Genomic DNA, 11,945 nt, shown 5'->3' with positions numbered 1-11,945 from the left:
CATGCGGTGCTGCGCCCGAGCGGGCCGACAAATCGAACGCAGGACACCACGAACTACCCGTGGGTCACACCTTGGCCGGGGTCAGACCAGCCCGACGCAGCACCAAGCCCCAGTCTTCACAGATCTTGCCGTTGGTCTGCGGCCGGTAGGGCCGCGTCCGTTTCGGAGTGACACCCAGCTCGGTGCAGGTGTCACGCCGGGCGTGGGACCGGTAGGCCGAGCCGTTGTCGGACAGGACCCGTTCGACGGTGACCCCGCGGTCGGCGAACCAGGCCACTGCCCGGCGCAAAACCGCGGTGGCGGTGGCTGCGGTTTCGGGGGTGGCGCGTTTGTTGCGGTCGCCTTGGGCGCGTCCGCCGAAGCGGCGCCCGCCGCTGTCGGGGATGTTGCCGAACTCGGTGACATCGACATGGATCAGCGATCCGGGACAGGCGTGTTCGTAGCGGCGCAAGGGGTTCGCCGGTGACCCGGTCGATGCGGGTGAGTCACAGGCGGGTGCGTGGGGTCAGGGTGGCGTCAGGGCGGGACACGAAGGCCTCCGGTGGGTGAAGCGGTTCCTGGACAGCTCCACTTCACATCCGGAGCCTTCACCTGTCTGCACGACAGGCGCCATCAGGTCACCTCAACTCGGGACAACGTCCCTGGACATCACACCGCGCGTCCGGAAGGTGCTCAGCACCGCGGCGCCGACCTCCGTGCTGGAGACCAGCCGCAGGTCGGCGGGCGCCGCGCCGTCGAAGAGCCGGCGGCCGGCCCGGCCAGGCTCGGGAACACGAGCAGCCGGTACTCGTCGACCAGGCCGCGGCGGCCGAGCGCCTGCGCGACCCCGAGCGAGCCGATGACGATCAGGTCCCCGTCGTGGCGCTCGGCCACCTCGATCGGATCCCCTGGCAGCAGCGTGGAGTTCTGCCACGCCGACACGTCGGTCAACGTCCGCGAGACGACCAGCTTCCGGGCCGCGTTGAGCCGGGCGGAGAACTCGTCGGTGCGGCCGGGCCAGAGCTTCGAGAAGAGCTCCCACGTGGTGCGCCCGAGCAGCAGGGTGCCGGTTTCCAGCAGGGTGCCGAGCCGGAACTTGTCCCCGGCGACGGCTTCCGGGCCGTGCCGGAACGCCCAGCCGCCGGTGGCGGTGCCGCCGGAGCCGTCCGGGTCCTCGGCGACGCCGTCCAGGGTGACGAACTCGGTGACGATGACGCTCATGACTGCTCCCGGTGGGTGCCGCCGCGCCCCCTTGGCGCGGCCTCACCGGTACCTACCGGCGGCGGCCGCCGGATTCATCGGCCGCCGCCGGAAAAGTTTCTTACGCCGTGACGAGGGACAGGCCGTAGGTCTGCAGGATCTCGTTCACCGGCTGGAACCACGTCTCGCCGCCGGAGCTGCAGTTGCCCCAGCCGCCCGAGGTCACGCCCTGGGCCTGGTCACCGGTGATGAACGAACCGCCGGAGTCGCCGGGCTCGGCACAGACGTTGGTCCGCGTCATCTGGTAGACCGCGCCCTGGGAGTAGTTGACCGTCTCGTTGAGACCCAGCACCGTGCCGCAGTGCCAGTGCGTCGTCGAGCCCGAGCGGCACACCGACGTGCCGACCGGCGCGACCCAGGAGCCGCGGACGAGCGCGTCGCTGACCGTGCCCCAGCCGAGCACGACCGGCGCGGTCCACCAGCCGTTGCCGATGCGGATGAACGAGTAGTCGTTGCCGGGGAAGGAAGAGCCGGCGAAGCTGCCCATCGCCGAGCCGTCCCAGCCGACGACCGAGCTGCCCGCGCCGCCGCAGTGCCCGGCGCTGACGAAGCCGCCCTGCACGGAGAACCCGATCGAGCAGCGGGTGTTGCCGTTGATGTAGTACGGGTCGCCGCCGACGGTGCCCGCCGACAACGGCTGCGCGGCCGGCGCGCTCGCCACGGTCACCGGGCCCGACTTCGCGGCGCGGGCCAGGAAGGCGTCGACGTCGGCGCCGTGCGCGCCCGGCCGCAGGGTGACCACGACGCTGCCGGCCCGCGGGTCGACGCGCCAGCCGCTGACGGCCGCCGGGGCCGGGTCGGCCTTGGCCGAGGCGTCGATCGCGGCCTTGGCGGCGTCGAGCTTCGCCGCGCTGACCCGCGCGGTGGTGGGCTCGGCGCCGGTCTTCCGGACGGCGTCGGCGGCGGCCGGGTCGGTCACGCCGACGACGAGCTTGCCGAGCGCGGGGTCGAACCACGCGCCGCCGAACGCGGCACCGGCGGCCTGCTGCGCGGCCGGCATCACCCGCGCGGCGGACGTTTCCTGGCCGAGCCGGGTTTCGGCCTGGGTGGCGGTCAGGCCGAAGTCCCGCTGCATGGCGGCGATCAGCCCGGGCGACGCGACGGCCGGGCTCAGCGAGGCGGAGGCGAGGGACGCGGTCAGGACGGCGGCGCCGCCGAGGGCAAGGGAGATTCTTCGACGCATGGGGACTCCTCCAGGGACCGGGGGAAAGAAACACACCGTCCGCCGAGTGTGCGGGCCGATGCGCGGTGGGTCCAGATTTGTCCGGTCTTCTGTCCGGAATTCGCGGGAGCGAACGTCTGTCCATTGCGGACTGAACACGCAATCATGCTGGGGGACAACGGGTTCCGGGCACGCCAAGGGGCGCGAACCGGGCTCACCCGTCCGCGCCGACGAAGGTCTGGACCAAGTACACCACGGCGGCGCGGGCCCCGGACCGAACCGGAGACCGCGGGGCAGCGAACGTGCACGACCGTCCCTCGCCGCCGGCACCTCACGTACCCGACGTTCACGTCCAGGAGAGCGTGCTCGCCGAGCTGACCACGGCCGAACCGGCCGGATCTGTTCGCGACGACCGCCGCGCTGGAAACTCTCCGTAAATCGCGCGCACGACACCGTCCGGTCACCCGGGAAATGGGTGACCGGACGGTTCCGTGCCCGAATCAGATTTCGTCGACCTGGTAGCCGACCACCCGCGCCGGCACCAGCAGCGCCCCGGCGCACTCCGCGACCGCCGGACCGAATCCGTACGGCACGAAATCACCGGCCACGAACCAGAACGCGGAACCGTTCGCGCAGTGCGCCAGCACGCGGTAGCCGTAGCCCTCGCCGGGGAAGCAGCTCACCGAGACGCCCTGCCCGAAGAGGGTGGCGTACCGCTCGCCGAAGCAGCCGGGTGGCGCGAAATCGCCGCCGGCCGCGGCCGCGGGTACGACCGTCAGACCGAACAGCGAAAACAAAGCGACCCCGAGAACCGCCAATTTCCTTCGCATGACCACTCCTCAGCGCGGAGAACCCGACGTCGAGAAGCGTAGAAGTGCGGAAGAATTACCGGCAATTCATCGGGCCAGTGAATTCGCGCGCAGCGGAAAGTCACGGCACTGCTCCATCCGGGCTAGCCCGCGACCCTGGACGGATGGCGTGCTCCTTCCGTGACCGGTCAACGAGCGAACGCCGTCAGGAACCGGTCGCGGAACGAGTCCATTTTCCACACCGGCGCCCGCGCGGCCGGGTGCAGCCCGTCCGTCCAGCCCCAGCCGGAAATCCGGTCCAGCACCTTCGGGTCCTTCGCCACGATCGTGATCGGCACGTCGTGCACCGCCCCCTGCGGCGTGACCACCGGCGGCTGGTGGTCGCCGAGGAACACCAGCACCGTGTTTTCGTCGCCGTAGTGCTGCATGAACGAGATCAGCGTCTTCAGCGAGTAGTCCGTGGCGTCGCGGTAGGCGTCGCGGATCTTCGCGGGGTCCTTCCAGACCGATTCCGGCGCTTCACCCGCTGCCGGCTGCGGTGCGAAGACCGAGCCGTCGCCGACCTGGTTCCAGTCGACCAGCCAGGGGCGCGGCGACCACGGTGCGTGGCTGGACACGAGGTCGACCTCGGCCATCACCGGTCCCGCCTTCGAGAGTTCCTTGCGCTGCAGCATCGACATCGTGAACTGGTCGGGCATGGTCGCGTAGGCGTAGCCCGGGCCGTGGTAGCCGATGGCGCGGGCGTCGTAGTAGGCGTCCGGGTGGTAGAACTTCTGCCCCTCCGGCCAGTCCTTCGTGTGCGCGGGCACGTCCCAGACCGTCCGCCAGCCGGCGCGCTGGAACGCGCCGCCGAGGGTGAGCCGGTCGCTGGCGAGGAGGTCGTTGTAGCGCTGCTGGTTGTCGATCCACATGCCCGACTGCACCGTCGAGTGGGCCAGCCAGCTGCCGCCGCCGAACGTCGAGGACGACAGGAAAGCGCTCTTCGCGCCGATGCCCGCCGCGCGCAGCTCCGCGGTGCCGGCGTCGAGCGTCGCACCGATCTTCGGGCCGATCGCCGGGTCGTCGAGCGCGACGCGGCCGTAGCTCTCGACGAAGGTGAGCACGACGTTCTTGCCGCGCAGCCCGTTCAGCAGCTGCGCACCGGGGGTGACGCGGAACGCGTCTTCCGCCGCCACCTCGCCGAACGGGCGCTGCTCCCGCAGGTCGGCGCCCACCTGCCGCAGGTCGCCGTAGGCCAGCGCGGCGGCGCTCTGCGCGGCCACCGGCTGGCCGGGCGCGATCTCGACGCCGAACACCGAGCAGACGATCCAGACGACCCCGAGCACCGCCACGACCCGCGTCGCCGCGGTCCGGCGCCCGGCCGCGACGCGCGAGAGCCGCAGCATCGCCAGCACCATGAGCACCACGACGACCACCGCGAGCACGCCGGCGCCGATGAGCGCGCCGACGGTGGCCGCGTCCCCGATCTGGCCGGCCAGGAACTCGACGCCGGCGCGGAAGAAGCTCCAGTCGTAAACCGGGTCGAACGGCTTCTCGAGGGTGGCGTAGAACCCGGTGTCCAGCGCCTTCATCAAGGTCAGGAGCCCCAGCACCAGACCGAAGAGGACGGCGACGACGCGGCGCGGACGCGGCGGCAGCACCAGCACGAACGCGGCGACGACGACACCCTCCACCGGCACCCGCACCAGCGCCTCGGCCGAGAACGCCGTGAGGTCGTCCGGCGCGAGGAGCGCGAACAGCACGAGCAGCGCCGCCAGCGCCGTCAGCACCCGGCCCGCGACGGCGTGCCGGCGGCCGGGCCGGGGCAGGCCGAAGTCGGGCAGGGGCGCGTCCGGGGCGGTTCTTCCAAGCATGCGGGCCTCACGTCGTCGATCGCGGCGGTGACCGCCCGGCCCGTGCGGCGGGACCGGCGATCCTCACCCGGTATACGGGCCGAACCGCCGAGTGGTTCACGCCCGGCCCGCGGGCGGCCACAGGTACACCTTTTCCGGGAGGATCCGGACGACGACCCGCCGCGCGCCCGGCTCGGGCGGCGGGGTCGCCCCGCCCATGTGGCGGGCGTACATTTCGTGCAGCAGCACCTTTTCCGGGTCTTCGGTGAGCTCCACGCTCCCCCGGATCTCGACGTACCGGCCGGGCTCGCCGGCGACCAGCAGGCTGACCCGCGGGTCGCGCAGCATGTTCCGGGTCTTCAGCCGCCCGTGGATCGTGCTGAAGACGACCGCGTCGCCGTCGCGCTTCACGAAGATCACCGACGACTGCGGCCTGCCGTCGGCGTTCGAGGTCGCGAGCACGGCGGTGTGCGGGCCGTCCAGCACCTCGCGGGCGGCGGCGTTCAGGAGGGGATCGCTCATGCCGGTACCGACCGGCGCCGTCCCGGAAAGGAATCGGCCCTTACCCCGAAGCCCCGGGCCCAAACCCCGCGCACCACCTTTCACCCGCTAAAACACCGGAAATCCCCGCGACGGGTGCCTCGTGGTTGCGGCCGCCGGGAGCCGGTGTTCTCCTCGGGACGACCGATGATCGAATTCCGGACGGAGGCAGGACGGATGAACCTGTTCGACAAGGCCAAGGAAGCGCTCGGGAAGAACCCGGAGCAGGCCGACCAGGGTGTCGACAAGGCCGCCGAGGCCGCGAAGCAGCGGTTCGGCGAGCACTCCGACAAGATCGACCAGGGCTCCGACAAGGTGAAGGACTTCCTGCACAAGCAGGGCGGCGGGCAGCAGGACGCGCCTCCGCAGTGACCGGCCGCCGGTGAAACCCAGCCGTCCGGGGGAAGCACGCTTCACCTCCCGCGCGGCTGGGTACCACCGGCTCCGTGGTCGCCACCTACCTCGTCCCCGTCCGCACCGCCCTCCTCCTCTTCCCGCTGCTCGTGCTGGCCGTCATGCTGCCGGCCGCGTTCGTCAGCTACCGCCGCCGCGGCCGCGCCGGCGGCTGGCCGACCTTCGTCTTCTACACGTTCCTCTTCTACCTGCTGGCGATCGCGACGCAGACGGTGCTGCCGCTGCCCGCCGATCCGGCGTACTGCGCGGGACACACGTACGCGAGTTCTCCCCAGTTGCGGCCTTTCTACTTCGTCGAAGTGGTCTCGCAGCGCGCCCGCGGGCACTGGAGCCCCGGCGCTCTCCTGCACAACCCCGCGGTCTGGACCACGGCGCTCAACGTCGTGATGCTGGCGCCGCTCGGCTTCTACGTCCGGTACGCGCAGCGGATGCGGCTGGTGCCCGCGGCCCTCATCGGCTTCGGCGTGTCCCTGTTCTTCGAGCTGACGCAGCTGACCGGCCTGTGGTTCGTCTACCCGTGCCCGTACCGGTTGTTCAGCGTCGACGACCTGATCCTCAACACCGCCGGTGTCGTCGTGGGCTGGCTCGTGGCCGGCCCGCTCGGCCGCCTGCTGCCCTCGCCGGAGCCGGAGCACGACCGGCGCCGCTACGCCGCGAAGGTCACCTTCACGCGGCGGCTCTTCGCGCTGGCCAGCGACCTGCTCGGGTTCGCCGCGCTGCTCGGCTTCCTCTTCGGCCTGCTCACGCTGTTCGGCGAGGACCTGCGCCACCGCGACACGCCGGTCGTGATCCTCGCCCTCGTCTGGTTCGTGGTGCTGCCCGCGGTGACCGGTTCGACCCCCGGCAAGCGCGCCATGCTGCTGCGGGTCACGCGCCGGGGCGGGCGCCGGTCCGGCCCTGTCTCGCTGCTGGTCCGCAACGGCGTGCTGCTGTCCCCGCTGTGGCTCGGCTGGTGGCTGCTGGACCTCGACCGCTGGGACCTCGGCAGCCACCCCGAGCAGCTGCTGCTGCCCGTCGCGCTCGCCGCGTCGGTGTTCGTGGTCGGGGTCTGGACGCCGCTGGCGGTGCTGCTCGACGACGAGCACCGCGCCCCCTACGAACGGCTGACCCGCACCGTCAACACCGCCATCGTGCCGCCCACCCCCGACGAGCCCGAACCGGCGGCCGAACCGCAGCCTCGGCAGCCTGTCCTCAAAGGACGGTGAACGGACACCGTGCTGCCCGCGCCGGGCGGCGCTGGTAGATTGCGTGCGGAACGGGTTGAGCCGCCAGCCCGTGTCCCGCTCCCCGACCTGGAGTTCGTATGACCACCGACGCAGCGCGGTCCCGGCAGCGATCTTCCGGTGACGGCTGGTCCCTGGAATGCTCCGAAGACGGGGACCTGAGCGTCTACACCCTGCGTGGTGAGTTCGACTTCGCGGTGTCCGCCAAGCTGGCGGGCCTGGTGCCGACGGATCCCGGCGCCGCGCGGATCGTCGTGGACATGGCCGACGTGCAGTACTGCGACTCCAGCTGCCTGCAGGTCCTGCTGCGGCTCGCCCGTGAGCTGCTCCGGGCGGGTGGCCGCTTCGCCGTCGTGACGACCGCGCCCGTCGTGGTCCGGCCGATCGAACTGCTCGGGCTCGGCGACCTGATGCCGGTGCACCCGACCCTCGAAGCGGCCCTATCTTCCTGGGGAGACGCGTGACGAGCTCCGATACCCGTGTGAGCGGCCCCGGATCCGGGCATGAAGAAGGGGAAGGCCTCCCCCAGGGGCCGGGCACGGCGAAGGAGGCGGTTGTGAAGCTCCGCGATGTGCGGCACGAGCTCGGCATCTCCGCCGAGCTCTCCGAGCTGGCCCGGGTCCGCCACTGGGTGCGCACCGTGCTGTGCGATCTGCCGGTGAACGTCGTCAGCACCGCCGTGATGGTGGTGGACGAGCTGACTTCGAACGCGCTGCGCCACGGCCGCGCGCCCTACCACGTCCGGCTGCTGCCCGGCGCCGCCAAGCTGCGGATCGAGGTCGACGACGGCGGTGGCGAAACCGCCCGCCGCCGGGCGCCGTCCGACCACGGCGGCCGCGGGCTCCTGCTGGTGGAGCGCTGCGCCGCGGCGTGGGGCCAGCTGCGCCGGCCCAGCGGCAAGACCCTGTGGGCCGAGCTGGTCACCGACCCGGACCCGGCCGGAGCCCGTGGCTGACCGCGCGCGCACCGCGCCCGCCACCCCGGTCGACGCCGGCCGGGAGTGGGCCGCCGCCCCCATCGCGGCGGTCGTCGCGGACGGATCCGGGGTGATCCGCTCGCTCAACGAGGCCGCCCGCATGCTCTTCCCCGCCGCCGCTCCCGGCCGGCCGCTCGACGGCGCGGTCGCGGACTGGCTGGCCGCCGCCCACGGCCCCGGCGGGGTCGCCCGCGGCGAGGTCGGCGAGCGGTCGTTCGCGGCGCACCCGATCCTGCACGGCGACGCCGTGACGTGGTGGCTCGTGGACGAGACCGACGCCCGCGTGGCCCGCGACGCCCTGGCCCGCGAGCAGGAGCGGACCGCCTTCCTGAGCGACGCGTCGGCCGCCCTGCTGGGCTCGCTCAACCTCGAACGCTGCATGGAGGTCGCCGCCCGGCTGGCCGCGGAGCACCTCGCCGACGCCGCGCTGGTCCTGGCCCCCACCCACAGCGGGAGCTTCCCCGCCGTCGCCTGCGTGCGCGGCGGCGAACCGGCCCGCTCCCGGCTGGTGATCGACCCGGACGAGCTGCCTGGCCTCGGCGAGGCCCTGCAGGGCTTCCCGCCGGTGCCTTCGCGCTGGCTCGACCCGGACGCGGCACCCAGCTGGGTGCTGCCCGCGGGGTTCGGTCCGGTCGGGTCGATCGTCGTGACGCCGCTGCCCGGCCACGGCGTGCCCGCCGGCGCACTGGTGCTGCTGCGCCGCGGCGACCGGGCGTCCTTCTCCGACCAGGAAGAGCTCTTCGCGCGGCTGTTCGCGGCCCGCGCCGGCGCGGCGATGTCGGCGGCGCGGGTGTTCGCGCTGCAGGCGTCCATCACGGACACGCTGATGCGCGAGCTGCTGCCGCCCACCCTGGAGCAGCTCGGCGGCGTCGAGTTCGCCGGCCGCTACCGCCCGGCCCGCGACGGCGAGCGGATCGGCGGCGACTTCTACGACGTCCACTCCGCCGTCACCGCCGATGGCGACGACGAGTCGCTGGCCGTGCTCGGCGACGTCTGCGGCAAGGGTCTCGAAGCGGCCGTGCTGACCGGCAAGATCCGCACGACGCTGCGGGCGCTGCTGCCGATGGCCGGCGAGCACCACCGGCTGCTCGACCTGCTGAACCGCACGCTCGGCGACAACGCCGACGCCCGGTACGTCACGCTGGTGCTGGCCTCCGCGCGCCGCGAAGGCGCGACAGTCCGGCTGCGCGTCACCGCCGCCGGGCACCCGCCGCCCCTGATCGTGCGGGCCGACGGGCGGGTCGAGGAAGCGGAGACGCAGGGCAGCCTCATCGGCGTCCTGCCCGAGATCGAGTCGGTGAGCGCCGACGTCACGCTCAACCCGGGTGAGACCTGCCTGCTCTACACCGACGGGATCATCGAGGCGAAGGGCGGCCCGCTCGGGGACGCCATGTTCGGCGAGGACCGGCTCCACCAGGCCCTCGCCGAGTGCGCCAACATGCCCGCCGACGCCGTCGTCGAGCGGGTGCAGATGCTCGCCTCGCAGTGGATCGGGCGCGGCACCCACGACGACATGGCCGTGCTGGCGATCACCGCGCCGCGCGGGCAGCACCTGGCGGCGGTGGGCGGGCACGGCCGCGGGAGGTACACCGCATGAGCACCGCTACCCGCAGCACCGGGGTGGCCGAGCAGGCCGAGCGGCTCTGGGCCGCCGTCACGACCGGCGACGAGTACGCCGCCGGCGACGTCGTCGTCCAGGCGCTGAGCGATGGGACCGACCCGGAGAGCGTGCTGCTCGACGTGATCGCCGCGGTGCAGCGGCGGGTCGGACAGGAGTGGGCGGCCAACCGCCTGAGCGTCGCCCAGGAGCACGCCGCGACCGCGATCAACGACCGCGTGATCGCGACCTTCGGCCACGTCCTGGAGCGCCCGGAGCCGCACCTCGGCCGCGTCACGGTCGCGTGCGTCGACGGCGAATGGCACGCGATGCCGGCCCGGCTGCTGTCCGAGGTGCTGCGCCTGCGCGGGTTCCAGGTCGACTACCTCGGCGCGCAGGTCCCCGCCCCGCACCTGGTGGCCCACCTGCACCGGACCGGGCCGGACGCGGTCGCGCTGTCCAGCTCGATCGCGACCCGGCTGCCGACCGCGCACGCCACGATCACCGCCTGCCAGGCGGCCGCGACCCCGGTCATCGCGGGCGGCGCCGCCTTCGGCCCCGACGGCCGCTACGCGCGGCTGCTGGGTGCCGAAGCGTGGGCCCCGGACGCCCGGACGGCGGCCGACAGGCTCGCGAAGCCCCTCCCCCGCCCGCTCGCGGCCCACCAGCCGCTCGACGACCTGCCGCACCTGGCCGACCAGGAGTACACGCTGGTGACGCGCAGCTCCGGCCGGCTCGTGAAGGCGGTGCTGGCCGGGCTGGAGGAGCGCATCCCGGCGATGCGGGACTACACCGACCTGCAGCGCCAGTACACCGCCGAAGACCTGGCGCACATCGTCGAGTACCTGGCGACGGCGCTGTACGTCGGCGACGAAGAGCTGTTCACCGGGTTCCTGACCTGGACCGCGGGCATCCTCACGGCGCGGGGCGTCCCCGCCGCTTCGCTGGTGCCCGCCCTCGAACTCCTCGAAGCGGAGCTGCGCGACTTCCCGCGCGCCACCGGCCTGCTCCGAGCTGCCCGCACGCACCTGGTGGAGCCGGCCGCCGGAACGGAGCGAACGGCATGACCAGCGGCTTGACCTGCACCTGGACGATCGCGGACGAGGGCACGGCGCGCGTCACGGTCACCGGCGACCTCGAGTTCGCCACGGCCGGCCTGCTCGTGCGCCTGGTCGCCGACCGCCTGGCAGGTGATCCCGGCGTGCGGGAGGTGCGCCTCGACTGCGGCGAGATCGACTTCTGCGACTCGTCCGGGCTGTCGGAGCTGATCAAGGTGCACCGCGCGGTCGTCGGGACGGGTCGTCGGTTGTTCTTGGACAACCGGAAGCCGGCGCTCGACCGTCTCTTTGCGCTGACGGGGACGGCGAAGTACCTGACCGGTGAGACGGCGGATTCCCGCGCGCTGCACGATTCTTAGGTCTTTGGACGTCCACCTGATCGATCACTGTTAGGTGCGGACACGCAGCCAGGCGCGGGGCCGTGCCCGGTTCACCAGCCACCGGAGATCTTCAGATGTGCCGCGATCATGCGCAGGTCGCGTTCGGCTTGGATGTCGGTGACCAGACGGTGAGGTCGCGGGCGAAAAGCAGCACGTGGTGCTGGCAGTCGCGTAGGCGCACCAGCAGGCTGAGGTGGACGGTGCGGACGAACCTGGCGATCAACGGATCGACGATAGGGGCGGGGATGGCGTCCAGACCGGCCTCGCGTGCGGTATGGGCAGCGGTGTTGAGTTCTTCGAGGGTATTCCTGGCGATCCTAGGCCAGGTGTGCTCCGGATAAGCCTCGCCGGCCGCGACCAGTTCTCGAAGGTGATGGGCGTTGCAGCTGGCGTGTTCGCACCCGAAGTCGTGGTAGGACACCAGTCCGTCGTGGACGGCGGTTTGCTGAACCTCTCCGAGGATGAGGGCATCGAGGAGTTACCCGAGTTCGTGCCCAGCCGGCGCTTGAGGGCGGCGAACTCGGCCCGCAACGCGGTGATCTCCTCCCGCGCATGCGCCAGCTCCACCGCCTGCGCCGCGACCAACGCGGCCAGCTCGTCGTACGACGGACGACCACCGTCCCCCACAACAAGATCATCCCACAGGTCCGCTCACAGCCCCGAAACGACCTGAACAGTTACCCTGATCGAGTGATGAACATATGGTCGATGGCCG

13 protein-coding genes and 1 pseudogene are annotated in these 11,945 nt (G+C 72.2%); 7 read left to right on the top strand and 7 right to left on the bottom strand.

Annotated elements, in window-relative coordinates; genetic code table 11:
* Positions 1–121: 121 nt before the first annotated feature.
* From ACLJQM_RS40835 to ACLJQM_RS40810, 6 genes and pseudogenes are all read right to left on the bottom strand, one after another.
* Positions 122–485, bottom strand: a pseudogene (locus tag ACLJQM_RS40835) (DDE-type integrase/transposase/recombinase); the annotation flags it as partial.
* 187 nt (positions 486–672) lie between these two features.
* Positions 673–1,200, bottom strand: coding sequence for a dihydrofolate reductase family protein (locus ACLJQM_RS40830; protein ID WP_410635695.1), 528 nt, complete (start codon positions 1,198–1,200; stop codon positions 673–675).
* A 100-nt stretch (positions 1,201–1,300) separates the two neighbouring features.
* Entirely contained in the window at positions 1,301–2,422 is a 1,122-nt protein-coding gene (locus tag ACLJQM_RS40825) for a S1 family peptidase (protein WP_410635693.1), read from the bottom strand.
* Between the two features lie 479 nt (positions 2,423–2,901).
* On the bottom strand, positions 2,902–3,231 hold the full coding sequence (locus ACLJQM_RS40820) for a hypothetical protein (RefSeq protein WP_247023039.1): 330 nt from the start codon (positions 3,229–3,231) through the stop codon (positions 2,902–2,904).
* Positions 3,232–3,398: 167 nt separating this feature from the next.
* Positions 3,399–5,063: a sulfatase gene (locus ACLJQM_RS40815; RefSeq protein ID WP_410635692.1), complete on the bottom strand. Its 1,665-nt coding sequence runs from the start codon at positions 5,061–5,063 to the stop codon at positions 3,399–3,401.
* A gap of 96 nt (positions 5,064–5,159) precedes the next feature.
* Positions 5,160–5,564: a PPOX class F420-dependent oxidoreductase gene (locus ACLJQM_RS40810; RefSeq protein WP_410635691.1), complete on the bottom strand. Its 405-nt coding sequence runs from the start codon at positions 5,562–5,564 to the stop codon at positions 5,160–5,162.
* Positions 5,565–5,759: 195 nt separating this feature from the next.
* Here ACLJQM_RS40810 and ACLJQM_RS40805 point away from each other — a divergent pair, with 195 nt between their 5' ends.
* From ACLJQM_RS40805 to ACLJQM_RS40775, 7 genes are all read left to right on the top strand, one after another.
* Entirely contained in the window at positions 5,760–5,954 is a 195-nt protein-coding gene (locus tag ACLJQM_RS40805) for an antitoxin (RefSeq protein WP_125316185.1), read from the top strand.
* A gap of 74 nt (positions 5,955–6,028) precedes the next feature.
* Positions 6,029–7,201: a VanZ family protein gene (locus tag ACLJQM_RS40800; RefSeq protein WP_410635690.1), complete on the top strand. Its 1,173-nt coding sequence runs from the start codon at positions 6,029–6,031 to the stop codon at positions 7,199–7,201.
* A gap of 98 nt (positions 7,202–7,299) precedes the next feature.
* Complete coding sequence (locus ACLJQM_RS40795) at positions 7,300–7,683, top strand: STAS domain-containing protein (RefSeq protein WP_410635689.1); 384 nt, start codon at positions 7,300–7,302, stop codon at positions 7,681–7,683.
* A gap of 92 nt (positions 7,684–7,775) precedes the next feature.
* Positions 7,776–8,174, top strand: coding sequence for an ATP-binding protein (locus ACLJQM_RS40790; protein ID WP_247023034.1), 399 nt, complete (start codon positions 7,776–7,778; stop codon positions 8,172–8,174).
* Positions 8,167–9,792: a PP2C family protein-serine/threonine phosphatase gene (locus ACLJQM_RS40785; RefSeq protein WP_410635686.1), complete on the top strand. Its 1,626-nt coding sequence runs from the start codon at positions 8,167–8,169 to the stop codon at positions 9,790–9,792. The genes ACLJQM_RS40790 and ACLJQM_RS40785 overlap by 8 nt, the downstream gene beginning before the upstream one ends.
* The gene (locus tag ACLJQM_RS40780) at positions 9,789–10,859 is read left to right on the top strand and encodes a B12-binding domain-containing protein (RefSeq protein ID WP_360770707.1); all 1,071 of its coding nucleotides are present in this window, start codon (positions 9,789–9,791) and stop codon (positions 10,857–10,859) included. The genes ACLJQM_RS40785 and ACLJQM_RS40780 overlap by 4 nt, the downstream gene beginning before the upstream one ends.
* Positions 10,856–11,209 carry an STAS domain-containing protein gene (locus ACLJQM_RS40775; RefSeq protein ID WP_410635685.1) on the top strand — a complete coding sequence of 118 codons (354 nt, stop codon included), beginning with the start codon at positions 10,856–10,858 and terminating at the stop codon, positions 11,207–11,209. The genes ACLJQM_RS40780 and ACLJQM_RS40775 overlap by 4 nt, the downstream gene beginning before the upstream one ends.
* 106 nt (positions 11,210–11,315) lie before the next feature.
* Here the strand turns inward: ACLJQM_RS40775 and ACLJQM_RS40770 are convergent, their stop codons facing one another.
* Positions 11,316–11,693, bottom strand: coding sequence for an IS66 family transposase (locus ACLJQM_RS40770; RefSeq protein ID WP_410635697.1), 378 nt, complete (start codon positions 11,691–11,693; stop codon positions 11,316–11,318).
* Positions 11,694–11,945 lie beyond the last annotated feature (252 nt).

It is taken from the genome of Amycolatopsis sp. cmx-4-83 (genome assembly GCF_046548815.1).
Taxonomy (GTDB): Bacteria; Actinomycetota; Actinomycetes; order Mycobacteriales; family Pseudonocardiaceae; genus Amycolatopsis; species Amycolatopsis pretoriensis_A.
This window is presented reverse-complemented; position numbering and strand designations above follow the sequence as displayed.

Bases quoted from the DNA above. Each gene is read 5' to 3' on its own strand.
- ACLJQM_RS40830 (WP_410635695.1), bottom strand. From the start codon at position 1,200: ATGAGCGTCATCGTCACCGAGTTCGTCACCCTGGACGGCGTCGCCGAG.
- ACLJQM_RS40825 (WP_410635693.1), bottom strand. From the start codon at position 2,422: ATGCGTCGAAGAATCTCCCTTGCCCTCGGCGGCGCCGCCGTCCTGACC.
- ACLJQM_RS40820 (WP_247023039.1), bottom strand. From the start codon at position 3,231: ATGCGAAGGAAATTGGCGGTTCTCGGGGTCGCTTTGTTTTCGCTGTTC.
- ACLJQM_RS40815 (WP_410635692.1), bottom strand. From the start codon at position 5,063: ATGCTTGGAAGAACCGCCCCGGACGCGCCCCTGCCCGACTTCGGCCTG.
- ACLJQM_RS40810 (WP_410635691.1), bottom strand. From the start codon at position 5,564: ATGAGCGATCCCCTCCTGAACGCCGCCGCCCGCGAGGTGCTGGACGGC.
- ACLJQM_RS40805 (WP_125316185.1), top strand. From the start codon at position 5,760: ATGAACCTGTTCGACAAGGCCAAGGAAGCGCTCGGGAAGAACCCGGAG.
- ACLJQM_RS40795 (WP_410635689.1), top strand. From the start codon at position 7,300: ATGACCACCGACGCAGCGCGGTCCCGGCAGCGATCTTCCGGTGACGGC.
- ACLJQM_RS40780 (WP_360770707.1), top strand. From the start codon at position 9,789: ATGAGCACCGCTACCCGCAGCACCGGGGTGGCCGAGCAGGCCGAGCGG.
- ACLJQM_RS40775 (WP_410635685.1), top strand. From the start codon at position 10,856: ATGACCAGCGGCTTGACCTGCACCTGGACGATCGCGGACGAGGGCACG.